Annotated in this window: 29 protein-coding genes and 1 tRNA gene; 15 read left to right on the top strand and 15 right to left on the bottom strand. The window is 51.1% G+C overall.

Annotated elements, in window-relative coordinates; genetic code table 11:
• From hflD to rluE, 4 genes are read right to left on the bottom strand one after another with little or no spacing between them, the layout of a single operon-like run.
• The gene (gene hflD / locus ABLU96_RS26190) at nt 1-642 is read right to left on the bottom strand and encodes a high frequency lysogenization protein HflD (protein WP_004131471.1); all 642 of its coding nucleotides are present in this window, start codon (nt 640-642) and stop codon (nt 1-3) included.
• 59 nt (nt 643-701) lie between these two features.
• On the bottom strand, nt 702-1,808 hold the full coding sequence (gene mnmA, locus ABLU96_RS26185) for a tRNA 2-thiouridine(34) synthase MnmA (protein WP_064405294.1): 1,107 nt from the start codon (nt 1,806-1,808) through the stop codon (nt 702-704).
• Between the two features lie 38 nt (nt 1,809-1,846).
• A complete protein-coding gene (locus tag ABLU96_RS26180; RefSeq protein ID WP_064405296.1) occupies nt 1,847-2,323 on the bottom strand; it encodes an NUDIX hydrolase in 477 nt (158 codons plus the stop codon).
• Between the two features lie 14 nt (nt 2,324-2,337).
• Complete coding sequence (rluE, locus tag ABLU96_RS26175; RefSeq protein WP_064405298.1) at nt 2,338-2,994, bottom strand: 23S rRNA pseudouridine(2457) synthase RluE; 657 nt, start codon at nt 2,992-2,994, stop codon at nt 2,338-2,340.
• A gap of 236 nt (nt 2,995-3,230) precedes the next feature.
• Here rluE and icd point away from each other — a divergent pair, with 236 nt between their 5' ends.
• Nucleotides 3,231-4,481, top strand: a complete 1,251-nt coding sequence (gene icd, locus ABLU96_RS26170; RefSeq protein WP_014228876.1) for an NADP-dependent isocitrate dehydrogenase — start codon at nt 3,231-3,233, stop codon at nt 4,479-4,481.
• 112 nt (nt 4,482-4,593) lie between these two features.
• Here the strand turns inward: icd and ABLU96_RS26165 are convergent, their stop codons facing one another.
• The 10 genes from ABLU96_RS26165 to ABLU96_RS26120 form a co-directional block, all read right to left on the bottom strand.
• On the bottom strand, nt 4,594-5,736 hold the full coding sequence (locus ABLU96_RS26165; RefSeq protein WP_348862948.1) for a site-specific integrase: 1,143 nt from the start codon (nt 5,734-5,736) through the stop codon (nt 4,594-4,596).
• Nucleotides 5,726-5,962 carry an excisionase gene (locus tag ABLU96_RS26160; protein ID WP_008806034.1) on the bottom strand — a complete coding sequence of 79 codons (237 nt, stop codon included), beginning with the start codon at nt 5,960-5,962 and terminating at the stop codon, nt 5,726-5,728. Before ABLU96_RS26160 ends, ABLU96_RS26165 begins: the two co-directional genes overlap by 11 nt.
• 300 nt (nt 5,963-6,262) lie before the next feature.
• Nucleotides 6,263-6,481 (bottom strand): hypothetical protein, encoded by a 219-nt coding sequence (locus ABLU96_RS26155; protein ID WP_080901924.1) that lies wholly within the window; start codon nt 6,479-6,481, stop codon nt 6,263-6,265.
• Nucleotides 6,474-6,902 carry a hypothetical protein gene (locus ABLU96_RS26150; RefSeq protein WP_227675902.1) on the bottom strand — a complete coding sequence of 143 codons (429 nt, stop codon included), beginning with the start codon at nt 6,900-6,902 and terminating at the stop codon, nt 6,474-6,476. Before ABLU96_RS26150 ends, ABLU96_RS26155 begins: the two co-directional genes overlap by 8 nt.
• Nucleotides 6,903-7,028: 126 nt before the next feature.
• Entirely contained in the window at nt 7,029-7,814 is a 786-nt protein-coding gene (locus ABLU96_RS26145; protein WP_008806037.1) for a hypothetical protein, read from the bottom strand.
• Complete coding sequence (locus ABLU96_RS26140; RefSeq protein ID WP_348862946.1) at nt 7,807-8,007, bottom strand: hypothetical protein; 201 nt, start codon at nt 8,005-8,007, stop codon at nt 7,807-7,809. The genes ABLU96_RS26145 and ABLU96_RS26140 overlap by 8 nt, the downstream gene beginning before the upstream one ends.
• Nucleotides 8,007-8,534 (bottom strand): HD family hydrolase, encoded by a 528-nt coding sequence (locus ABLU96_RS26135; protein WP_348862944.1) that lies wholly within the window; start codon nt 8,532-8,534, stop codon nt 8,007-8,009. The genes ABLU96_RS26140 and ABLU96_RS26135 overlap by 1 nt, the downstream gene beginning before the upstream one ends.
• 129 nt (nt 8,535-8,663) lie before the next feature.
• Entirely contained in the window at nt 8,664-9,494 is an 831-nt protein-coding gene (locus tag ABLU96_RS26130; RefSeq protein WP_064181949.1) for a DUF2303 family protein, read from the bottom strand.
• Nucleotides 9,495-9,546: 52 nt separating this feature from the next.
• Entirely contained in the window at nt 9,547-9,918 is a 372-nt protein-coding gene (locus ABLU96_RS26125; RefSeq protein WP_048999619.1) for a hypothetical protein, read from the bottom strand.
• A gap of 236 nt (nt 9,919-10,154) precedes the next feature.
• A tRNA-His gene (locus ABLU96_RS26120) sits at nt 10,155-10,288 on the bottom strand.
• 662 nt (nt 10,289-10,950) lie between these two features.
• On the opposite strand from ABLU96_RS26120, the gene ABLU96_RS26115 reads away from it, so the two are divergent.
• Nucleotides 10,951-11,832 carry a BRCT domain-containing protein gene (locus ABLU96_RS26115; protein WP_094285074.1) on the top strand — a complete coding sequence of 294 codons (882 nt, stop codon included), beginning with the start codon at nt 10,951-10,953 and terminating at the stop codon, nt 11,830-11,832.
• Here ABLU96_RS26115 and ABLU96_RS26110 read toward each other — a convergent pair.
• Nucleotides 11,824-12,510: a helix-turn-helix transcriptional regulator gene (locus ABLU96_RS26110; protein WP_032738835.1), complete on the bottom strand. Its 687-nt coding sequence runs from the start codon at nt 12,508-12,510 to the stop codon at nt 11,824-11,826. The genes ABLU96_RS26115 and ABLU96_RS26110 overlap by 9 nt on opposite strands.
• A gap of 138 nt (nt 12,511-12,648) precedes the next feature.
• On the opposite strand from ABLU96_RS26110, the gene ABLU96_RS26105 reads away from it, so the two are divergent.
• The 13 genes from ABLU96_RS26105 (at nt 12,649) to ABLU96_RS26045 (ending at nt 22,512) form a co-directional block, all read left to right on the top strand.
• Nucleotides 12,649-12,891, top strand: a complete 243-nt coding sequence (locus ABLU96_RS26105; RefSeq protein WP_023322340.1) for a YdaS family helix-turn-helix protein — start codon at nt 12,649-12,651, stop codon at nt 12,889-12,891.
• Nucleotides 12,892-12,919: 28 nt separating this feature from the next.
• On the top strand, nt 12,920-13,402 hold the full coding sequence (locus ABLU96_RS26100; protein ID WP_048268048.1) for a hypothetical protein: 483 nt from the start codon (nt 12,920-12,922) through the stop codon (nt 13,400-13,402).
• Nucleotides 13,403-13,683: 281 nt separating this feature from the next.
• The gene (locus ABLU96_RS26095) at nt 13,684-14,232 is read left to right on the top strand and encodes a YmfL family putative regulatory protein (protein WP_038808209.1); all 549 of its coding nucleotides are present in this window, start codon (nt 13,684-13,686) and stop codon (nt 14,230-14,232) included.
• Between the two features lie 172 nt (nt 14,233-14,404).
• A complete protein-coding gene (locus ABLU96_RS26090) occupies nt 14,405-14,584 on the top strand; it encodes a DUF4222 domain-containing protein (protein ID WP_023322342.1) in 180 nt (59 codons plus the stop codon).
• On the top strand, nt 14,574-15,485 hold the full coding sequence (locus tag ABLU96_RS26085; RefSeq protein WP_038808207.1) for a conserved phage C-terminal domain-containing protein: 912 nt from the start codon (nt 14,574-14,576) through the stop codon (nt 15,483-15,485). Before ABLU96_RS26090 ends, ABLU96_RS26085 begins: the two co-directional genes overlap by 11 nt.
• A complete protein-coding gene (locus tag ABLU96_RS26080) occupies nt 15,482-15,937 on the top strand; it encodes a PerC family transcriptional regulator (protein ID WP_042920228.1) in 456 nt (151 codons plus the stop codon). The genes ABLU96_RS26085 and ABLU96_RS26080 overlap by 4 nt, the downstream gene beginning before the upstream one ends.
• On the top strand, nt 15,925-17,307 hold the full coding sequence (locus ABLU96_RS26075; protein WP_064735406.1) for a phage N-6-adenine-methyltransferase: 1,383 nt from the start codon (nt 15,925-15,927) through the stop codon (nt 17,305-17,307). Before ABLU96_RS26080 ends, ABLU96_RS26075 begins: the two co-directional genes overlap by 13 nt.
• Nucleotides 17,300-19,282 carry a DNA cytosine methyltransferase gene (locus ABLU96_RS26070; protein WP_348862938.1) on the top strand — a complete coding sequence of 661 codons (1,983 nt, stop codon included), beginning with the start codon at nt 17,300-17,302 and terminating at the stop codon, nt 19,280-19,282. Before ABLU96_RS26075 ends, ABLU96_RS26070 begins: the two co-directional genes overlap by 8 nt.
• Nucleotides 19,279-19,755: an SOS-response repressor and protease LexA gene (locus tag ABLU96_RS26065; protein WP_136085592.1), complete on the top strand. Its 477-nt coding sequence runs from the start codon at nt 19,279-19,281 to the stop codon at nt 19,753-19,755. The genes ABLU96_RS26070 and ABLU96_RS26065 overlap by 4 nt, the downstream gene beginning before the upstream one ends.
• Entirely contained in the window at nt 19,752-20,150 is a 399-nt protein-coding gene (locus ABLU96_RS26060) for a RusA family crossover junction endodeoxyribonuclease (protein WP_136085593.1), read from the top strand. The genes ABLU96_RS26065 and ABLU96_RS26060 overlap by 4 nt, the downstream gene beginning before the upstream one ends.
• An 89-nt stretch (nt 20,151-20,239) precedes the next feature.
• On the top strand, nt 20,240-21,061 hold the full coding sequence (locus tag ABLU96_RS26055) for a KilA-N domain-containing protein (protein WP_082227879.1): 822 nt from the start codon (nt 20,240-20,242) through the stop codon (nt 21,059-21,061).
• 9 nt (nt 21,062-21,070) lie between these two features.
• Nucleotides 21,071-22,129: a DUF968 domain-containing protein gene (locus tag ABLU96_RS26050; RefSeq protein ID WP_168432420.1), complete on the top strand. Its 1,059-nt coding sequence runs from the start codon at nt 21,071-21,073 to the stop codon at nt 22,127-22,129.
• A 17-nt stretch (nt 22,130-22,146) separates the two neighbouring features.
• Nucleotides 22,147-22,512, top strand: a complete 366-nt coding sequence (locus tag ABLU96_RS26045; RefSeq protein WP_136085595.1) for an antiterminator Q family protein — start codon at nt 22,147-22,149, stop codon at nt 22,510-22,512.
• Nucleotides 22,513-22,529: the final 17 nt, after the last annotated feature.

The raw sequence follows: 22,529 nt of genomic DNA, 5'->3' as shown, positions 1-22,529 counted from the left end.
TCACAACTCCGGGGTTAAATGAGCAAGAATTTGTTTTGCCTGGTTAACCAGACGATTACGGGAAAACATCAGCTGCAGACGTCCGCCGCCGACCTGGTGCCAGAGCACCGCGGAGCGAATACCTGCCAGCAGGGCAGAACGAACCTTCGCCTGAACCTGAGGGCTTTGCAGCACGGCTGGAGAGCCGGTCACCTGAATCCGCGGGCCCAGCGGGCTAATGACATCAACATAGATGCCGGCCATTGCGCTGAGCAGGGTCTCGGATTGCAGATCGAAATGTTCAAGCTGACGGCGCAGGCCACCGATACGGTTGCCGAGGGTATCCATGGCCCCTTTGCTGGCGGCGAGCTTACGCTCGAGCACCATCAGGCTTAGAGTATAGCGGGTGAGTTCGGCGTTCAGTCCCTGGCGACTGCTGGTATTCAGCACGCCAATGAGAGTTTCCAGCCCGAGACGAAGATTGGCTTCACTACCACCGAACACCGCCAGCGTTGAATCCGGGTCGAGGTCGATGATGCTGTTCAGCGACACATGCAGGGCGTCGCTATCGCAGTGCCCCTGGTGCGCCAGTTCCTGAACCAGACGCGCGGCCTGGCAAACGCCGGCCAGCGCCAGCGTAATGTCATAATAATTCTTCGCCACACATTCTCCTTGTAAACCGCCGAATACCCGGTTGAGGCATTCCGCGGCTAATATGTCTGTCAAGCCTGCAGCGGCAAGCGCTGTTCGATAATCCCACCGCCGAGGCAGACTTCGTCGCGGTAAAAGACCGCAGACTGGCCAGGCGTGACGGCGGCAACCGGCTCATCAAAGATCACTTCAATGCGGTCGTCATCCAGCGCTTTTACGCTGCAGGGGATATCGGTCTGGCGGTAGCGGGTTTTCACCGTGCAGCGCAGCGTGCTGGTCAGCGGCTCGCGGTCTACCCAGTGCAGCTGTTGAGCAATCAACCCCACGGACATCAGACGCGGATGGTCGTGGCCCTGGGCGACAATCAGAATATTGTTTTCGACGTCTTTGTCGACCACGTACCACGGGTCTTCGCCGCCGTCTTTGATGCCGCCGATGCCCAGGCCTTTACGCTGACCCAGCGTGTGGTACATCAGGCCCTGGTGCTCGCCAACTTCGTCGCCGTCAACGCTGATAATTTTACCCGGCTGGGCGGGCAGGTAGCGGCCAAGGAATTCACGGAATTTACGTTCGCCGATAAAACAGATACCGGTCGAGTCTTTTTTCTTCGCGGTGATGAGATCCAGCTCTTCGGCGATTTTACGCACCTGCGGCTTTTCCAGCTCTCCTACCGGGAACAGGCTTTGCGCGATCTGTTCGTGGCTGAGAGTATAAAGGAAGTAGCTCTGGTCTTTGTTACCGTCGAGGCCGCGCAGCAGCTGGCTCTTGCCGTTAACGTCGGCGCGGCGCACGTAGTGCCCGGTGGCGATGTAGTCAGCGCCGAGGTCTTCTGCGGCAAATTCGAGGAAGGCTTTAAATTTAATTTCTTTATTGCACAGAATATCCGGGTTCGGCGTGCGGCCGGCTTTATATTCTTCAAGGAACAATTCGAATACGTTGTCCCAGTATTCTGCGGCAAAGTTGACGGTGTGAAGTTCAATTCCCAGCTTATCGCAAACGGCCTGCGCGTCGGCAAGATCCGCCGCTGCGGTGCAGTATTCCTCGCCGTCGTCCTCTTCCCAGTTCTTCATGAACAGGCCTTCCACCTTATACCCTTGCTGGAGCAGCAGGTAAGCGGAAACTGAGGAATCAACCCCGCCGGACATGCCGACGATCACTTTTTTCTGGCTTTCTGACATTGGAATACTCACTACATTGAACTTCGAGGCGGCGTATTCTAGCACGCGTCATCCGTCGAGGCACCCCCTGTAAACGGCCAGTTAAATTCGCCGATGAGCGACAGCGGGTAGCGCGGATCCTGCTGATAGCTGCGAATGCTCTCGGCAACCAGTTGAGAACGCAGGTTTGTTGCGTTAAAAATTTCCTCAGCTCTGAGCCACAGGCAGCGATCGATATCGCTATCATGGGGCTCGGTGACGCACGTATCGTTAAGCTCGATAGTAAAGAGGAAGCGCAAAAACGGGGTGCGATCCGGGGCTATCCACTGATGCAGGCGAAGAAAGTGCTGCGGCGTCGCGCGAATGCCGGTCTCTTCCCAGAGCTCGCGCTCTGCGGCCTGAACCAGGGTTTCGTCGGCTTCGAGGTGACCTGCAGGCTGGTTCCACAGCGCTTTTCCGTTGATCGTTTCTTCAACAACCAGGAATTTGCCTTTCGCGTGAACCACGCAGGCGACGGTGACGTGCGGCTTAAACATTGTTTTTCCTTAGGCTACGGTTGATCAATTTTGCGCCATTCGCCGTTGGCCAGGCCATCCAGCGTATAGCCGCCCATCGCATAGCGAATCAGGCGCAGCGTCGGAAAGCCGACGTGGGCGGTCATCCGCCGTACCTGGCGGTTGCGTCCCTCATAGAGGGTGATTTTCAGCCAGCTGGTGGGGATAGATTTGCGCTCGCGGATGGGCGGATTCCGCGGCCACAGCCACTCTGGTTCCGCAACCCGCTCAACGCCGGCGGGCAGAGTAGGGCCGTCATTAAGCGTGACGCCGTCGCGGAGCGCGGCCAGCGCGTCCGCCGTGGGTTCACCTTCCACCTGAACATAATAAATTTTACCGGTGCGCTTACCCGGTTGAGTGAGCGCCGCCTGCAGCGTGCCGTCGTTGGTCAGTACCAGCAGGCCTTCGCTATCGCGATCCAACCGACCGGCAGCGTAGACGCCGGCAACCGGAATAAAATCTTTTAGCGTGCTGCGCCCGGCTTCATCGGTAAATTGCGGCAATACATCGTATGGTTTATTGAACAAGATCACAGTTTTTGGCTGGCGTTCTTTGCGTTGTCTGGTGACTTGTTGCGTGCTGAATCGCTCAACGCGATGTTTTCTAAATGAAGTTTTTTGCATGGTATTTTCAGACTCAATCAATTGCCGCATTATAGCCTAATTACGAATGCCTTTCATGGATGCAAACATTCAGGTAGTATTGACATGCTCATTACAACTTATTAACAAAAAGGTTGCTCAAACCGATTCGCATTACAGGAAGGCGACACGGACGCGAAATCTCCGGTTAGCGGGATATTCCGATGACGGGAGTGGGCGAGTAAAGCCAACGCCCGGCTAGCGTGAAGAGGGAAGAGCAGAACCAGAAGCGCTCGAAGGAGAGGTTAATGGAAAGCAAAGTAGTAGTTCCGGCGGAAGGTCAAAAAATCACCCTGCAAAACGGCAAGCTGAACGTCCCTAATAACCCGATTATCCCGTTCATCGAAGGTGATGGTATCGGCGTTGACGTGACTCCGGCGATGCTGAAAGTGGTTGATGCTGCCGTTGAGAAAGCTTATAAGGGCGAGCGTAAAATTTCCTGGATGGAAGTTTACACCGGTGAAAAATCGACCCAGGTTTATGGCCAGGATGTCTGGCTGCCTGCCGAAACTCTTGATCTGATTCGTGAATATCGTGTTGCTATCAAAGGCCCTCTGACCACCCCAGTCGGTGGCGGCATCCGTTCTCTGAACGTTGCTCTGCGTCAGGAACTGGACCTCTACGTTTGCCTGCGCCCGGTTCGTTATTATCAGGGTACCCCGAGCCCGGTTAAGCATCCTGAACTGACCGATATGGTTATCTTCCGCGAAAACTCTGAAGACATCTACGCCGGTATCGAGTGGAAAGCCGATTCTGCTGAAGCAGATAAAGTGATCAAATTCCTGCGCGATGAAATGGGCGTGAAGAAAATTCGCTTCCCGGAACATTGCGGTATCGGCATCAAGCCGTGCTCTGAAGAAGGCACTAAACGCCTGGTTCGCGCCGCCATCGAATACGCTATCACCAACGATCGCGATTCTCTGACTCTGGTGCACAAAGGCAACATCATGAAATTCACCGAAGGCGCGTTCAAAGACTGGGGCTACCAGCTGGCACGCGAAGAGTTCGGCGGTGAGCTGATTGACGGCGGCCCGTGGCTGAAGATTAAAAACCCGAACACCGGGAAAGAGATCGTCGTTAAAGACGTTATCGCCGACGCCTTCCTGCAGCAGATCCTGCTGCGTCCGGCGGAATACGATGTTATCGCCTGTATGAACCTGAACGGTGACTATATCTCTGATGCCCTGGCGGCGCAGGTTGGCGGTATCGGTATTGCCCCTGGTGCGAACATCGGTGACGAGTGCGCGCTGTTTGAAGCCACCCACGGTACTGCACCGAAATATGCCGGCCAGGACAAAGTGAACCCAGGTTCCATCATCCTGTCCGCTGAGATGATGCTGCGCCACATGCAGTGGTTCGAAGCCGCAGACCTGATCGTCAAAGGCATGGAAGGCGCTATCGCCGCCAAGACCGTGACCTATGACTTTGAACGTCTGATGGAAGGCGCTAAACTGCTGAAATGTAGCGAGTTTGGCGACGCGATTATCGCGAACATGTAATCCCGTTGGTGGATTAAGTAAAAGCGGGAGCCGATGGGCTCCCGTTTTTTTTGGAGTGTGCGGAGGCTTCCCCAAAACTTCCCCAAAATTCTTCCCCAAAACTGATTGAAGATCATACTGTTTTTTTACCAACAACGATCCACTCTTTACCGCGATCATCATTGTATCTGTCAGTCATTTTCATTGTTTTGTGGCCCAATAGTTTCTGGGTGTCTATCCCTTGCTCACGATACAAGCGCTCGGAAAGAGATCTCTGTTCATGGAAAGTCGGTGCTGTTCCCTCTTCCCAGGTGAGACCGCTTTTATCCCGTGCTTTCTTGAACGTTGAAGTAAGTGTTTTGGCTGACACTTGGTCACCACGACTAGCCTGTGAGGTGATATGGCGAAAATGAACAAGGTATTTACTCACCACAGCATCTCTACATTTTGAAATAACATCACTCAGAGTAATATTTAACGCTTCATTTTTAAGAGAAAGGGGAATGGCTAAACGAGTTCCTGTTTTCTCCTGCTCAATATGCAGCATATCATCCCACACATCCGAAAACTTCATATTGCAAATATCTCCGAGGCGTTGCCCTGTTACAATGGCAAGCAACATTCCACATTGCAAATAAGGTTGTTGTTGTTCGGCAGATGTATAAATAGCCTCCCATTCCTCCAGAGATAGCCTTTGTCTGCTTATCTTATTTCGTGGCTGTTTCGTTGCTTGGGCTGGGTTGTATCCTGGTGGAACGTGACCAGCATGTTGAGCCTCTTTAAAAACATCTATTAGTACCATGCGTACAACTTGAGCCATCCTGTTATGACCCTCTGCCTTAACAGCATCTGTTATTTCGGAAATATCAAGTGCTGTTATATCATTAAGATATTGCATACCACAATGTTCACGAAAAAGACGGATTGGTTTAGCTTTCTGTCGAAAAGAGTTTGGGCGCAGTTCGTTGTGTTTCAATCTTTCCTCCTGCACCAATTCATATTTGTCGAGCCATGAAGAAACTGTAATATCCGTGCGGTTTCCTTTCATGCGTGTCAGACGCTCGTTAATACCAAGGATCTGCCTGGTGCGCTGCTCTGCAATAATCGTATTTGCTTCACTTGCCACCTGCTTTGCTTCAGCTTCGTCCGTGCCTAGGCTATGAAAACGACCAGAGATAGGGTGTTTGTATTGCCAGTAAACCTTTCCGGTACGTTTATCAAGTTTGCAATATAGGTTTGGAATAGTGATTTTATGGGTACGCGGTCTAGCTGCCATCGCTAATTATCCGTCTCAGTTTTGGGTTAACATGTATTGGAAGTTGAGGTTCAGCAACTACACCTATAAAACGAGCTTCTTTGTCAACCATCCAGCGCCGTCCGACTCTCATCGGTGGTGGCGCTATCATCTGACCTTTAGCGTATTTTTTTAATACTCGCTCGCTAGGGGCTTCACTGCCGAATTCATCTTTCGCCCATTCGAGTAAAGAGACCATACGTGACATTTCTTCTCCATATACCGGCTGCACCCGGTTATCGAACGTTATAAGCACATGACGAGCAACCACCACGGATCCCGTCATTACATCTTCTGCATAGCTGGTGGTCTCGATCATCCTTATCTGTTTCGTAAATCTTCAGTTTGGCAATCACCGTTTTAGATACTGGTAGAATCTGTTTGCGAAGGTTTGCAACTTCATCGGCTAATTCCATAAGACGGCAATGAAGGTCCTTTGCTTCATCCTTATACCAAGCTAAATCATCCCGCATACGCCTCCATCGCCGGCGCTTTAATTTACTTGGCATCAGTCATCATCCTCATCCTCGTCGTCATCGCAGGAAGCGAGCAGTGGATTCATTCGCAACCCTACCTGGCTGGCGTACCCGCGGCGACCGAGGTTGTGCAGCACGCTGTAGATTTCGAACATTTCGGTTCGCTCATCACCAATATCAAACTCACAGGCCAGCGTGTGGCATTCAGTGGCGAGCGCTGATATCTTCTCAAGCAGTTCGACCTTATTCACCTTTCACCTCCCTTGGTGTAGCTGTGAAATGCTCAACGCCTTTAGCCCAAATAGCTTTGATAGTCGTCCAGGTGACAGGTACTGTTATTTCAATTCTCCCGCTACCGTCACATGTTTCACATTCATCATCACCAAAGCATTCCGGGCAGTTTACAAACCTGGTTTCTGAAAACTCACCGGATAGCGCCTCCTTAGCGCCGTTCTCAGCAGTTAACCTCAAAGGCACCATCACGTAACCATCCAGCACTACCGGTGCTGGCTGCTCCATTCCCACCAAAACAGCTTCAACTCTGTCAAATACCGCCTGCATGTCAGAGACATTAGTCATGCCGGTTGGTGTGAAGATGTGGCGCATGGTGGCATCACCGATGTTGTATTTTTCCGGCACTGCACTGGCTCCGTAAAATTTCAGTTCTTTCATGCTGCCACCCATTCAATAACCATGCAGATCCCCAGGTCACGACGAAAACAGCAACCCAACCGGCAATATCGATCACAGCTGCGAACCAGAGCAGAGCGCGCCGGCTGTAATTTTCAGGTTCAAAGTTCATTGCGCCTCCCCAAGCACCCAGCGCAGAGCCTCGGCATATTCGCCGCTGGCATCTTCGAGGGCTTTTGCAATTTCCTTACGTGATTTGATACGCGGCTTTGCTTCACCGAGTATCTGACGTTGCCGACGGGCTTTTTCGTGGCCTTTGGTACCAGCGGTCGCCAGCTCGATTTCTGCCACTTTTGTCCGCTGTTCTTCAGGTGGGAGCGCACCAAGCTGACGCGCCTGGGTAACGGTGACAGTTCCGGACTCCACTGCATCCCGAACAGCCTGGGTGGCATCCAGCAATGACAGCGTTGCGCGTACGGTCTGGACACTCACGCCAAACATCAGCGCTAAATCGTCCTCGTCGTGGCCGCGCTCCAGCGCATCAGCCATTTTCTTTGCTCGGCCCAGCGGTGTATCTGCCTGGCGGATTTCGTTAGCACTTACCATCGCCTGCGCCATGCGAATGGCGGAGCCACGTTTAGCGACTGCCGGAACCAGTAACGGTTCTTTGCCTTCTTTCGTCAGACGCTTGTTAGCTTCCAGTGTATGGCGCACACGCTGGCGGCCATCAACCACACAAGACAGCCCTGTCTCTGGGTCTTTCCAGACGATAATCGGCTCAAGAACGCCCTGGTCCATGATGTTCAGCACCATTGCCTCGCTGATAGGCAGGTGGATGCGCTCATCGTAAAGCGGGTGCGTTTTGTCGATAACCAGGTGCAGTTTTTCAGGTTCAAACGCTAAAACGTTCGTTTTGCCGCTGGCGCCGTATACAACCTTTGAGTCTTTAGCCATGGTTATTAACCCCATTTAGGCCTGCCAACACTGTAGCCTGTGCTGTGTTTTGGTCCATTGCTTCGGTAAGGGCGATGAACGTTACATCCAGCCGTGAAGCGATATTGCGCATTAACTCTGCTTTTTCCGGTGGAAGATCGGGTGCCGCAGCGTAAGCTGCAGCGACCAGTTCTTTAACTTTCATATGTGCCATTAGCGCCGCTCCATCAGCTGGTGGAAGCGGTTCATGAACATCCCGTAGGCCTGGCCAGGACGAACCGGATTAATAACGAATTGATCCGTCGGAATAATGCCTTCGAGCATGGGCCAGACAGTGCCGTCGTCGGTCTCAAAGTCACGACGTTCGCTGGCCAGCATCACCAGGTCGGCATATTTAACGGTCGGGTGCTGCTCAGCCGGCAGGCCGAATTTCTGACGTATTGCAGCATCAACCCGAATCTCCATTGCGCGATAGTCAGGTAAGAGGTGCTTAAGCGGAGCCGGAATATCCTGCAGGTAAGCCTCGGCAGCATCATGGAGAAGTGCCTCAAGTGCGAATTCCTGCGGTACGAGCAGGCTGGATAAAACGCTGTGCTGTCCAACGCTGTAGAACTCTGGCAGGTGGCCGGCAAATCGGCAGATATGCGAGAGGGCGGTTGCAATATCTTCTATCTCGATCGCATCTTGCTGGATATCGAGATAATTAAAGTGTTTGCCTAAAAGGGTTTGAATAAAGCTCATTATTTTCTCCATACGTTACGCCTGCACAGCGCTGTTATTTGGGTGTAGAAATCCCTCGCCAGAAGGCGATAAATAAAAGGATTACGCTTCAATAAATCCCCGCATCAGCGGAGATTTAAGGCTGAGTAATTAGGCTTTAAAATTACCGATAAAGGTTTCCACGGGCTTACCGTCGAACTTACCGATCAACAGGTCGCGGAACTCATTGGCGATCGCTTCTTCCTGGGCTTCCAACTGGACGATACGCAGGACGAATACCGGATCATTACTTTTCAGCAGGCTGTTGCGCAGGCTGAATGCACGTTCTCCGAGTCCTTCATACGGCACACATTTGAACTCGAACGCCACCGGCATCACGTCTTTACTGCTGGCTTCGATACTCTGCATCAGCGACTTTTTGCCACTGAAATCACCATCTTCATGATCGGAGGCATTAGTTTGCTGGATGGTGACGCGGCGAACTGCCTGCGCGGCCTGGGCGATTTTCATCGTGTTACCGTCGGCATCGAATGCAATCAGGTAATCACTCCAGTCTTCCAGCCATTCGGCGATTTGCTTCTGGTTAAGGTGATCCCCGTTGATCGACAGCAGCGCGCGGAATGGGGCTGTTTTCTTCAGCTTGATCGAGGCGACGTTATCAGCGTGCCCGGGATTATCCAGCGTACCGATGTTGAAGATAGAACGCGCCAGCATGTTATCGGCATCAATAAAGCAACGGGCTTTTTCGTCTTCTTTGGCGTAGCCTGAGGAATAACGCACAAAGTCGTCGATGCTTGTGGTTTCCATCGCACCACGGAAACGAAAGCGCTCCGAGGAGAAGCGTTCGAGGCTTTCGATACCCGTGCCAGCTGGGAGGACAGCTGTTGGGCATGCCAGTCGCTGGATATCTTCCATGTAGTAACCGGAAAGCACCAGGTCCTGAACTTGCTTAATTGCGCTGCCATCTAATTGTTGAGACATAAAATTTCCTTAAAGAAAAATGTAGTTAAACTAAAAACGCATCAGTCACGGCCTATGGCGCCGTCCGTAGCTTTGCATCCGGCTCCCCGCCCAGAGTAAACAGGTTGCCCTGGTCTTCCTGCAGGATGGTCAGCTTGCCGCCGCGGTTAACAAACATCGGCGTTTCTGTCGTGTCTTCTTCAGAAACTTTCCCGCGAGGGGTAGGGGTGATGTACTGCAGCTTGTGTTTGATCATGACTCGCTTTTCTTCGATCGAATTGCCCATGCGATCGATGTCGAAAGTCAGTACTACTTTGCCTTTGCTGCCATTGTTCAAAACGCCCAGTGCGGCGGTATTGAGCGCCCCGGCGATCTTGTTGATGAACACGCCAGCATCCAATTCGCCCAGGAAATCTGGAACATTGGTCATGCGATCATTGCTCATAGCACTACCTCTTTGTTAGGGCGGCTGCCACCGCCGACGGTTTCTCCATACACAACACAGAAGAGCATCTGCGGTTGACAGCCGCCCGGGTGGATTGGGTTATGAGCCCGTCGCCCGGTGATGCTCTTGTGTCTTGTGTAAAAAGGGCGGTACCAGAAACAAAGGGAAACTGGCACCGCCAAAACTTCACACAGCTTTCGTTACAGGTACTACGGGTTACCACGCTGGCTACGTGATGGGGTTGTGGCGCCGGGACTCGAACCCGGATAACGTCTGGCCAGCCGCATGAGATACGCTAGGTTATGATCCTTGCGCAGCGCTCAACTCCTCCATCTGGAGGCGCTCTAACCAATTGAGCTACATCCACAACGGTAAGAGCACTGCCGCCACCCCTTACGGGATAATCCGTCTGTATGCCTGGCGGTAGGGCGTTTCCTGGCATCTTCAGTGCTCTTTCCTGTTGTGTCCCGGGTTCTTCCCGGGCGTCACACCTTTTCGCCGCGCTGGTGGGGCGCACGTCGTGCCTGAAACACTTAGCTTGCACATTCTTCCGGAATTCCTGAGAGCGCATGGATAAAGGTAACTCTCTGGCGGCTAACGCTGCATGTGCCATACAGCGGTTGCGAAAATTGCCGTTCACAACTGGAAGCGCACTCCTTCAGTTACAAACCGATCCCCACGACCGATGGAAGATGGAATGCGCTTTCATGTTGTGTTAACTCAGGTGTCTTCGGGCGGGGCGCCGGCGACCAACCGGCACAACCCCTACAGTATTAATCCAGGTTTACTGGATCCCCGACGCCATGGGTTAAACGGCTACTGTATGTCTGGTGAGTTTCTGTAGCTGGTGGTCAATCCAGCTCCGCACCCCCTCCCGAAGACACCTACTTTCTTTTAGCAAGTTGTAATGCTGTATATCAAATCAACAACTTTAAGGTGTAATTTAGTTGTGGATATGGACCGTGTCAACAACTTTATGTGGTTTGATTGTGATACGACCGAATGCAAAGATGTTCAAAAAAAGGAGGCTGTATGGAAGATAAGCTCTATGTATTTAACTACACACACAATAGAAATAAGATTTTTGCCAATCTAATCAGCATCATAGATGGGATTCTTGCAGATGGATACGTACGGGATGAAGAAGTGCTATATCTCGATACTTGGCTACTTGAAGCCAACCAGACCATTAGAAATGGTATGATCAAAAGTCTAAGCACAAGGGTATCTAAAATACTGGCCGATGGGGTTGTTTCTGATGATGAGCGCAGTGAGTTAAAGAAACATCTTAATGATATACAAAAACAAATACTTGATATACCCGATGTGGATTTATTCTCCAATGAGTCAGATCTGCATCTATTGAATGGTCTTTGCAAAGGCTTAATCTCAGATCGAACATTAAGTGAAGAAGAGGTGAGATACCTTGACTGGTGGTTAACGCAGAACGGGGCGTTAAAAAGTAATTACCCGGGAAAGGAATTATACGCTTTAGTAAAAGAGATCCTGAGTGATGGGATAATCACAGCCGAAGAAAGTGAAAATCTACACAAGGCTCTGGTGGATTTTACCGGTTGCGACCTTACAAGCGGCGTCGTAGATGGTCTTGCCACTAAATTACCATTAGACAATGCAGCTGAAGTATCTGTTGAAAATAAGATTTTTTGCTTAACGGGCATCTTTTTGGCAGGCAAGAGAGCCCATGTTGAAGACTTAATTAAAAGAAATAATGGCCTAATTGCCAGCGGTATCACAAAGAAAATTGATTTTCTTGTAATTGGTACACTTTCCTCACGAGACTGGAAATTCTCCAGTCACGGAAGGAAAATTGAAAAAGCAGTTTCGTATAGAGATAATGAGGGAGCTAAGTTGAAGATCATTTCAGAAGAAATGCTTTTCGATGCACTACCATGATCGAGAAGACCAGAATACGCGGCCAATAACGTGGATTCTGGCTCTTCTTTCATCAAAGTTGAGTACTTCATCCGGGTACTCTTCTTTGTTAAAACTTCTCAGTATTAAGCCTCCATCGGGTTGGCTAATTAGTACTTTAACCCGAAGTAAAACCCCATCTCTAACAGCGTATAAATCGCCATCTCTGATCGGTTTCGACTGTGATATGTCAATTGCTACATGATCACCATTATTCAACACCGGTAAAAGGCTGTTGCCCCATATTTTTACTATTCTTGCGTTAGCAGGACTTACACCAGCCTTTCTAAGATCGAAACGACGAAGAGGGAAAGAATCGACAATTGATTCCACAATTTCGGCCTCACATCCATTGCCAGCAGAAAGCTCAATGTCGAGTATTGGGATATTGGCAAACACTTCTGGATCAAGTTTGGCTTCTTCAAGCTCCTCAACTATAAAATCAGAAATAGAACCATTTTCCTCAATTCCGAGTTGTAGCCATTTTTGAGACACATCTAGAGCCTTCGCTATCTCTTTGATCTTTCTTGGTTGAAGCGTATCGCCATTTTCAATTTTAGCCACAGATTGTTGTGAAAGGCCGATTAGGTCAGCTAACTGAGCTTGGCTCATTCCCTTCTTCTCTCTGGCTATTTTTAGTCTTTCAGCAAGTGTATTCACAACTTTATCCCCCTGTTGTAGGTGAGATTACAACTTTATGTTTTAGCTTTCCAACACCTATAAGTTGTGATAAAAGTTGTTAAGGTTGTATAATCAACACTCACAACAACTTTTACCTCAAACCACAGGAGACAAACTATGACGCCTGAGCAGTTAGCCCTCTCAGAGGCAATTGAAACTGCTGGTGGCCAGTCTGAGTTGGCCCGGAAGCTTACAGCAAGCTCTGGGAAGGAAGTTAAACAACAACAGGTATGGAACTGGCTCAACAGAGAAAAAAGACCGCCCATTAAGCAATCTCAGCACATTGAGAGCGTTACTGGTATCCCAAAAGAAAGACTGCGTCCTGATGTATTCCAAAAATTTACAGATTCAGCCGGTTAAGTAAAACCACAGAGATAAGGGGTAAGCCGTGGGCAATGTAACAGACAAAAATCATAGCAATGACGAAGTAACGCTGAAGGTGTTCAAAGATAGCCCGCACGTTTGGGCCGGCGGGCTGGAAGGGCGTGATCTAGCCAACTGGCTCATTGGAAAAGCCAATGCCATTTTGTACCGCGTATACCAGCAGGAAAAACTGGAAGAACATCGTAGTACAGTCACCGAGCTGGAAGCTGCTGAAGCACTTATTGTGGCTTACGCTGGCCTTGGTCTCTCTCTGCAATCGTATGATCCCATTCATGCTCCTGACAAGGTGGCAATTCAGTTCGATATTGACCTCGGGAGAGAATTTCGAATTCGTCAGACTGGCGAACGTATTCAGGAAGTGCCAGTACTTCCGGTGGGATATCCACTTCTGCCAGATCTTGCTGAAGCGAAAGAAGAACATCAGCGAAAGAAAGCATCCTCACTTGCTCAGGTGACCAGCCGTAACGGGTCGCAAGAAGATGAGTAATTCCATTCTGTCCGAAAAGAGGCTCCCAAGGAGCGGAATAGCGCTCTCTGTGCTTAATCAGAACAACGTCAAGGCGCAGCAACTGCTCAGCACGGATCCAGGACCGATAGGTAGGGACTGCTTCACCTTCTGTTAACCACTTATTGGCTTTGGAAACATTACGAACATGAGAGATGAAGATCTTAGCGTAATCAATTGCCATACAGAACCTCCTTCGGTCCTTAGGTGTGGAAAACCCAGAATATCCGAAGGAGCATTCGGCACCAACAGAGGTATTACCAATGAATGAACCTGAATGGAAAGTGGATAAGCAGCCGGCATGGCTGGTGGCCGCTATAAAAAAAACGATCACTGATTTGGACGGTGGTTACGTGGAAGCAGCGGAATGGCTGGGCGTTACTGAAAATGCATTGTTTAACCGTTTACGTGCCGATGGTGATCAGATTTTCCCTCTCGGCTGGGCAATGGTTCTGCAGCGAGCTGGTGGATCAAACCACATTGCCAATGCGATAGCACGTCATTCGAACGGGGTATTCGTGCCACTGGCCGATATCGAGGAAGTTGACAACGCCGATATTAACCAGCGCCTGATGGAGTCGATCGAGTGGATAGGAAAACACTCGCAGTATCTACGTAAAGCAACTGCGGACGGTGTTATTGACCAGGCCGAACGCGAGCAGATTGAGGAGAACAGTTACCAGGTCATGGCGAAATGGCAGGAGCATTTAACGTTACTTTTCCGTGTCTTTTGTCAGCCAGAAAAGAGTGACGCCCGCGAGTGTGCAGCTCCGGGCGTCGTGGCAGATAAATCAACGTGTATGGAGAAATAATCCGCATGAGCAATTTAATCGTAAATCTCAGGTTACCGCAACTACGTATGCGTCCGGTGACGGGCGATGCGCTGTTTCGGTATGAACGCATGGTATGCGGAAAATGGGTTTCATGTAACCACAGCCGGGCAACGGCAATTGTGGGGGTCTTTAACCGGAGGGTAAAAGCGTTGTGCGCGAAGTTAACCGAAAGTTCAGAGACCACTATGGCAAGCCCGTCAGAGTCATACGCTGGGAACGTGAGACGAATCGTGTCATTTACCTCAGGGAAGGCTATCCGCACGAGTGTTTTAGCCCACTCGATCAGTTTCAACGAAAATTCAGGGAAGTAGAGGGTAGCCATGAGCAGTAAATTACACGGTCTGGTATGGGAAGCCTGTGCTTTCAAAGGCCTGATCATATCTGAAATAGCGGTCATGGCCCGCCTGGCTGACTTCAGTAACGATGAAGGAATATCGTGGCCTGCGGTGACAACTATTCAGCGACAGATCGGGGCAAAGAGCGAGAACACTGTTCGAAGCGCCATTAAAAAACTTCAGGCGAAAGGGTGGCTGAAGAAGCAGGAGCGTCGCGTAGGCGGAAAGAACAATTCGAACGTCTACAAACTCAACGTCGATATGCTTGAACGTGCAGCAGCTGAAGCAAAACTCTTCTACGCAACCTCGCGTGAACAATCAAAATTTGATGCCTCAGAAATTGAGGGTTCAAAATTTGAGGGGTCAAATTCTGATGCCTCAAATAATGGGTCTGCATCCCCTCAAATATTGCGGGGGGACCCCTCAATGGTTGAAGGCGATCCGTCATTAGATCCGTCATTAGATCCGTCATCTAAAAAACCTTCTTGTCGGGCTCCTGCGGAACCCGACGATAAGCCGGATCCTGAAGTGGTGATCACTAACCATGCGATCGAAGTTCTGACGCATCTGAATCAGGTCAGTGGCTCCCGGTTTCAGAAGTCAAAAACTTCCCTCGAAAACATTCGGGCACGTCTACGTGAGGGGCATACCGTTCCAGATCTGAAACTCGTTATCGACGTTAAGCATGAGCACTGGCATGGCAACGACGAGCAATACCAGTACATGCGCCCCGAGACACTTTTTGGGCCTAAAAAATTCGAGGGCTATCTGCAGAGCGCTATCCGCTGGGATGCCAAAGGGCGACCTCCACGGGAATGCTGGGACAGAAGTAAGCCGCGGGATATCAACCAAATTGGTGCAGTGCAAACGACCATACCGAAGGGGTTTCGTGGATGAACATTACTCAAATGGCCTTTGAATTCATTGCTAAAAACCCAGATCAGAAAATGCGCGATATCATTGCCGCCTTTCCTGATTGCAAACCTGTTTCTGTGAAAAGTGCTGTATATCGCCTGTACACAGAAGGGCGCCTGGAAACCAAAGCAACCTCATGCGGTTTTATTTATCGAGTCATCAATGATGCATCCTGCTGCGATGTACAGGACGACTTTAAGTCCAGAGGCAACCTGGAACAGGAAAAAGCCGCTAAAAAACTCGAAGAGCGCAGCCTGTATCGCCGGGCCGCTACTGTGTGGCACCAGCTCAGTACCTCAAGCTGCAGCCAGAAAACTCTTGAGTATTACATTCGTCAGAAAAATGCCTGCCTCCGGAAAGCACGCATGGGGAAATCACACACTGAGTGTCTGTTAGCCGGGAATTACTGCGGAGGTGATCTGTGCATCGACTGAACGCGACCAGTGAAGGGGAAATGCTGGTGGATGAGGCCGAACTCCCTATCACCAGAAGCCAATACTGTGATGCTCTGGATGCATTACGTGCTGCACCTGCCCACTATCTCAAGGAGGTGGGCGACCAGTGGAGAACGCCCGATCTGTTGTTCTGGGGGGTTAACACTATGTATGGCCCGCTGGTGCTGGACCTCTTTGCAGACGAAAGCAACGCAAAATGCCCTGCGTGGTACTCAGCAGAAGACAATGCCCTGACGCAGGACTGGGCGGGGCGACTGATAGAACTCGGCGGCGCGGCATTTGGAAATCCGCCGTATAGCCGTTCTCAGTATCACGAAAAGCAGGCGATCACAGGCATGACCCACATCATGAGTTATGCATCCGCTCAGCGTGAAAAGGGTGGTCGTTATGTCTTTCTGGTGAAGTCAGCGACGAGTGAGACATGGTGGCCAGAAGATGCGGATCATGTCTGTTTTATTCGCGGTCGCATCGGTTTCGATCTGCCTACCTGGTTTAAGCCGGCGGACGATAAGCAGAAGCCGACCAGCGCCTTCTTTGCCGGGGCGATTGTTGTATTTGATAAGTCCTGGCGAGGTGAACGCTTTAGCTATATCGATCGTGTGGCTCTTGAAGCGAAGGGGCGCGCGAGTATGGCCCTGGCCCAGTACGCCGTGGGTAAACAGGCAACAGCTCCAGTAATGGAACTGCCCCAGACAGAGCAAGCCGAAACTGAAATACCGCTCCTTCAGAACGAAATCCTTGCGAAAAGCGGCATACGATCCTGGGCATGCGTGGTTGCTGCTTTTGGCGATAAAGCCGAGTACACCTTCGCCGAGTCGAAATTCGGTCATACCTGGGCGGCTGATTCAGTGGATAAACCGGAGTTTACGCCGGTTAACTCCGAAGTGATCGCCACAGCTCAATCCCTGATCATCAAACAAACTGCGAAACAAGCGCTGGTGGGCTGGCTAAACGGTATTAATCTCGGATCCACAATTGCACGTGAAGAAACCATAGAACGTATGAATTCGGTGTATGCAGAGTTTGTCGACACATGCTCGGTAACTGAGTTCATCGATATTGTCGGCAGCCTGGATAAAGCGAGCTGGTTCAACAGCAGACTGATCCGCACTCATGTTCGGGAAGCTCTCTCAGTTGCCAAACAGGCCTTACACGAAAGCCGGATATGGCCACTGGAAGTAGGCCTGGTGTTTGAGCGAGTCGAAGGGGTGAACGATCTAAACGAGTCTCAGCAAAATAAGCTGAAAGCACACATCAATCAGCTGTGGCTTGAGCGTACGCCCAGTTCCGAAATCATAACTATTGCCAGCGGGCTGGTCAGCAGCATGCAGGGGGTTAGCCATGCGTGAAATTATCGTTGATAACTTTGCCGGAGGCGGCGGCGCCTCTACCGGGATTGAGATGGCTATTGGGCGTAGTGTCGATATAGCCATTAACCATGACGAAAATGCTGTTGCCATGCACCGTACCAATCATCCGGATACCTTGCACTACTGCGAAAGCGTGTTCGATGTTTCTCCTGTCGCAGCAACAAGCGGTAAGCCTGTTGGCCTGATCTGGTTTTCTCCAGACTGTCGCCACTTTTCCAAAGCGAAAGGAGCTAAACCAGTTGAAAAAGCGATTCGTGGGCTGGCGTGGATCGTTATCCGTTGGGCGATGGATGTTGGCCCGCGGGTAATGATGCTTGAGAACGTGGAAGAGTTTAAAACTTGGGGGCCGCTGTTGGCGGCGGAAATGCGTCCGGATCCGGACCGCGTTGGCGAAACGTTCCTGGCATTCGTCGGCATGCTGACATCCGGAGTTCCAGCAGATCACCCTGCGTTGTTGGAATGCTGCGAATTTTTGGAGTTATCGCCGGATAGCGAACAGGCGAGGCGCTTGATTACCGGGCTGGGCTATGACGTCGATTATCGCGAGCTACGTGCCTGCGACTATGGTGCACCAACTATTCGTAAGCGGTTCTTCATGGTGATGCGCCGGGACGGGCAACCAATAGTCTGGCCGGAAGCAACCCACGGGGATCCGAAATCACCGGCGGTGCTGGCCGGCAAATTGGCTCCATGGCGCACAGCTGCAGAATGCATTGACTGGTCTATCCCCGCGCCGAGCATCTTCGATCGCAAAAAATCTCTGGCAGAGAATACGCTCAAACGTATTGCCCGCGGCATTCAGCGCTTTGTTATCGAAAGCGCTTCGCCGTTCATCGTGAAGTGCAATCACACAACGACACGCGGGAAATATGACTGTTTCCGGGGGCAGGCACTGGACGATCCGCTGCAGACGATTACAAAAACCCACGGCTACGCAATCGCGGTACCTCATCTGACAAAATTCCGCACCGGCGCCACCGGGCAGCCAGTTACCGATCCGGTACCTACAGTGACCGCTGGCACGTCCAGGCGCCCGGGCGGGAATGGTCATGCGCTGGGGATTGTTGAGGCGGGCCTTGTCCCGTTCCTCGCAGGCAACGGTGGCAGTGAGTACCAGGCGAAACCACGGCCGCTTGATAAACCTGCTCACACCATCCTGAAAGAGTCACGAGCCTGCGTCGTCGCTCCAGTTATCGCCCGGCAATTCGGTGCCAGCGTCGGCCACCGTGCCGACGAACCAAGCGCAACAATCACCGCGGGCGGCGGCGGTAAATCGCAGCTGGTTGTGCCAACGCTCATTCAAATGGGATACGGAGAACGGCCCGGCCAGGCACCTCGCGTGCCAGGACTGGATAAGCCGCTGGGAACCGTTGTTGCTGGTGGCGGGAAACATGCTTTAGTTGGTGCATTCCTGGCAAAACACTACGGAGGAAATTATCAGGGTGCCGGAGTGGGGCTGGATAAGCCAGCGCATTCAGTAACGACTGTCGATCACCACGCCTTAGTCGCTTCTCATCTGGTTAAACTGCGCGGTACTTGCCGTGACGGCCAGTCTACTGACGAGCCGATGCCGACTATCACTGCCGGCTGCCAGCACGTAGGGGAGGTTAAAACGACTCTGGCGATCGAGGACTATGACGAAGAACGCGCACAGCAGGTGCTGGCGTTCCTGCAGCAATACTGCGGGGAGGTTAGCACCGGGCTGGTGGATATCGGCGGAGTGACTTACCGCATTGTCGACATCGGCATGCGCATGCTGCAGCCACATGAGCTCTACCGCGCGCAGGGCTTCCCTGAGTGGTACATCATCGACCAGGATTACCGCGGTGTGAAGTATGCGAAGGATAAGCAGGTTGCGCGTTGTGGTAATGCGGTGCCTCCGCCTTTTGCTGAGGCACTGGTGAGGGCAAACCTTCCGGAATTGTGCGTAAACAGAGAGGAGTTTGCGGCATGATGAAGTTAACTATCAGGCAGCAGGAAGTTCTTAACCTGCTCATTGAGTACCAGCGCGCCCATGGATTCCCGCCAACCACCTATGAACTGACCGGCATGTTGGGGTGCCGGTCCCCCAATGCTGCGGCAAGTCATCTCAAAGCGCTGGAGAAGAAGGGCGCGATCAAAATCACCCGTGGGGTTTCCCGCGGTATAAGCATCGTTAATTTTCCCCCTCAGAGGGAACTTGTCATAAATTTTAATACCCTCGTTAAAGTCAAACTTAGTGATGTCGCCCTTGTGTTTTTGGAGCGTCAGCATGAAGAAAACCGTATTCGCCACCCCTCCATTTTTGGTGAGTTTGAACCACCGTCAAAGGATGAAAATGGGTTTACGAAAATGACGCTATGGAGCCTCATGTCCGAACTGGGGCAGATATGTTATTGCGGTGGGGAAGTCCCTTTCGTACTTAAAATTCCCCTGGAGGATGAATGAAATTTATTCTTCCTTTTCCGCCCAGCGTGAACTCCTACTGGCGGTCCCCAAATAAAGGGACTGCAAAAGGTAAATTGCTGGTCAGCGAAGCTGGCCGCAAATTCAAACATGCTGTAAGAGCAGCGATTATCGAACAGCTGAAAGCAGTCCCAAAACCCTCCGCTTCGCCAGCGGAGGTAGTCATTGTCCTGTATCCGCCTGATTACCGCCGCCGCGATCTGGACAACTACAACAAGGCGCTTTTCGACGCACTTACATACGCCGGTATCTGGGAGGATGACAGCCAGGTTAAGAGAATGACGATCGAGTGGGGTGAGAATGCAAAGGGAGGGAGAGTTGAGATCACCATAACGGCATTCAATAAAGTGCTGGATGTTTGTTCAGTGGTAAGTTGAAGACTATGCAATCAGGCATTAATCTCAAGGTGTGTAAACGAACCGGGCGTGCAGGCCCGATCGTCACGTTAAAGTGTATGGAGATAAGTATGGCTAACCATGTTATGGGCTATGGTGCGCCCAAAAACCACTCTCATTTGGCGATTGAAGGTATTTTCGTTCGCCGGGATGCGGCAGGTCGATTTTGTTTAAATGACTTTCAGCGCGCAGCTGGTGGAGAAGAACGTCATAATCCTAACCGCTGGCTTCGGTCCGAGATGGCAGCTCAGTTGATTGCTGAGCTAACGCCAGATATGGCGTTTGCTCCTGTCGATGTTGTGAGAGGAGGGATCAACCCTGGGACATACGCCTGCAAGGAATTGGTGTATGCCTATGCAATGTGGATTAGCGCCGCCTTCAATCTGAAAGTCATCAGAACGTTTGATGCGGTGCAAAATGCTATGACAACGCTGACCTCCGATCGTATTCAGGCTGGTGTCATTTTGCTGGAGTCAGCATCCCGAACATTAAACCTCTCAAATTCTTCCAAACTTGGTGCTTACCAGAAATTGCAACAGGCGGCCGGGCTTCCAGATTTAATGCCTGCTTATGCGATTGATGCTCCAGCCGGCGCCATAGATGGATCCAGTCGGCCAACACTCTCGCTTAGTGCTCTGCTTAAAACCCATGGGATACGGCTAACTGCAAACCAGGCATATCACTTAATGGCGCGTGCCGGGATCGTGGATCAGAAGGAACGGCAAAGCCGAAGCGGATTAAACGGAGTAAAAAAATTCTGGTCTGTAACAGCCAAAGGCTGCCTTTACGGGAAAAATATCACCAGCCCAGCGAATCCCCGGGAGACTCAGCCACATTTTTTTGAATCAAAATTTCCCGAGCTTCTGAGACTGCTCGGCATTGTCACGCAGTAGGGGGTGATCTTGCGCGGATTACTAACACCAGAGATTGTGCCCCGCCTCGGCGTAGTACTCTTTAAACCGGGAAAGGATCTGATGAGCCTCTTTGCTCAGGGGCGCGTTCTAATAACTCCACAGCCCGAGTACATGGCCGGTTTTCCGACGGGGAAAGTACCTGACGCTCGCCAGCCGTTATCCGTAGATCGCAGCCTTGTTCCTTTCTTTACCGATCCGCGTGTCATCGCAGCTGCGGGAGGTATTGAGGGACTGGAGCGATGGCTTAGCCTGGGTGTCAGACAATGCCAGAATCATGACGAGGGATATCACCACATCGAAACAGTCATCTTAAGGAAAAATCCAGGCTCCGTTTTATTATGCTGGCATTGCGACAATAAGCTTCGAGATGAGCCGGATCCGACGATCAAGGAAATAGCATGCCGTAATATTATTGACTGGGTCATCGATATGGTCCTGCTTTCGCTTGGATGCACCCGGGAAAGGACATTATCCCTGGCAGAGTTGTGCTGGTGGGCTGTTCAGTCTGGGATTTCTGATGCGATAACGGAGGCTATGGCTGAAAAGGCTTTGCGGATAGCTCCAGAGCCGCACCGTTCGGTATACAGGGACAGCGACATCATCCCGGCAATACCCGCGGCCGACATACTTAAAAGACGTCTGGATAAGAGGGAAAGCCATACCATAACAGGGGATCTGGAGACGGGAGAGCAGGATGCTGGGAAACCTATTCTCCGGTTGGGCGTGGATCCGGATTGCCCCGAAGCATTCATGTTGCGACCGAAGCGCCGGCGCTGGATTTGCCCTCACTACACCCAGTGGGTAAAAACACAGGAATGTGCCTGCTGTAGGCAACCAGCTGACGATCCACACCATATAATAGGGCATGGTCTGGGAGGTACCGCAACAAAGGCCCATGATCTCTTCGTGATACCGCTGTGCAGAGTGCATCACGATGAATTACATACCGACGTCTCAGCATTCGAACAGAAATACGGCACTCAGTTAGAGCTGTGGGCTCGTTTTCTGGATCGGGTTATGGGTATCGGCGTCATTTTAAAAGCATAAGTGTATGGAGAATATGAATGCGTGACATGCAAAAGGTTTTAGATTTATGGGGCGGCTGGGCGGCAGCTGACAGCTCCGGAATTGATTATTCCCACATTGCGGCAGGGTTCAAGGGATTGCTTCCGCCGGGTGGTAAAACGCGTTTGTGTTGTACCGATGATGATGCTCTGATCATTGAAGGCTGCTTGGCAAGACTTCGCGAAAAGAAACCATATGAACATAGTTTGCTCGTTGCTCATTATCTGTACGGTATCTCGAAACGCAAAATAGCTAAGGCACAAAAGAAAGATGAGAAGTTGATTCGAATAGAGATACAGATGGCTGAAGGTTTTATAGATGGTTGCTTATCTATGTTAGATGTTAAGTTAGACATGGATATTTGATGTGATTTAATCAAGCG

Origin of the sequence: Klebsiella sp. CN_Kp106 (genome assembly GCF_040064575.1) — a bacterium.
GTDB classification, from domain to species: Bacteria; Pseudomonadota; Gammaproteobacteria; order Enterobacterales; family Enterobacteriaceae; genus Klebsiella; species Klebsiella michiganensis.
Note: the sequence above shows the minus strand (reverse complement) of the source record. Positions and strands in the feature narration are given on the sequence as shown.